This is a genomic window from Tepidimonas thermarum, from assembly GCF_007556705.1.
Taxonomy (GTDB): domain Bacteria; phylum Pseudomonadota; class Gammaproteobacteria; order Burkholderiales; family Burkholderiaceae_C; genus Tepidimonas; species Tepidimonas thermarum.
Map to the genome: position 1 here is coordinate 1 of NZ_VJOL01000116.1, position 959 is coordinate 959.

General features: G+C 63.2%; 1 protein-coding gene. It reads left to right on the forward strand.

Annotated features, from left to right (window positions below; all coding sequences use genetic code 11):
* Positions 1-959 (forward strand): elongation factor Tu (gene tuf, locus Tther_RS13155; protein ID WP_143904582.1); only part of this gene is annotated, 959 nt, incomplete at its 3' end.

Below are 959 nucleotides of genomic sequence, written 5' to 3' on the forward strand. Positions count from 1 at the left end.
ATGGCAAAGGAAAAATTCGAGCGGACCAAGCCGCACGTCAACGTGGGCACGATTGGTCACGTGGACCACGGCAAGACGACGCTGACGGCGGCGATCACGACGGTGCTGGCCAGCAAGTTTGGTGGTCAGGCCAAGAAGTACGACGAAATTGACGCGGCGCCCGAAGAAAAGGCGCGCGGCATCACCATCAACACCGCGCACGTCGAATACGAAACCGCCAACCGCCACTACGCGCACGTGGACTGCCCCGGCCACGCCGACTACGTCAAGAACATGATCACCGGCGCGGCCCAGATGGACGGCGCCATCCTGGTCGTCTCGGCTGCCGACGGTCCCATGCCGCAAACGCGCGAACACATCCTGCTGGCGCGCCAAGTGGGCGTGCCCTACATCATCGTGTTCCTCAACAAGTGCGACATGGTCGATGACGCCGAGCTGCTCGAGCTCGTCGAAATGGAAGTGCGCGAGCTGCTCTCCAAGTACGACTTCCCTGGCGACGACATCCCCATCATCAAAGGCTCGGCGCTCAAAGCCCTCGAAGGCGACAAAGGCGAACTCGGCGAGCAAGCCATCATGAAGCTCGCCGAAGCGCTCGACACCTACATCCCCACGCCCGAGCGCGCCATCGACGGCACCTTCCTCATGCCCGTCGAAGACGTCTTCTCCATCTCGGGCCGTGGCACCGTCGTCACCGGCCGCATCGAGCGCGGCATCATCAAAGTTGGCGACGAAGTCGAAATCGTGGGCATTCGCCCCACCGCCAAGACCACCTGCACCGGCGTGGAAATGTTCCGCAAGCTCCTCGACCAAGGCCAAGCGGGCGACAACGTCGGCATCTTGCTGCGCGGCACCAAGCGCGAAGAAGTCGAGCGCGGCCAAGTGCTGGCCAAGCCCGGCTCGATCACGCCGCACACCCACTTCACCGGTGAGGTCTACGTGCTGAGCAAGGAAGAAGGCGG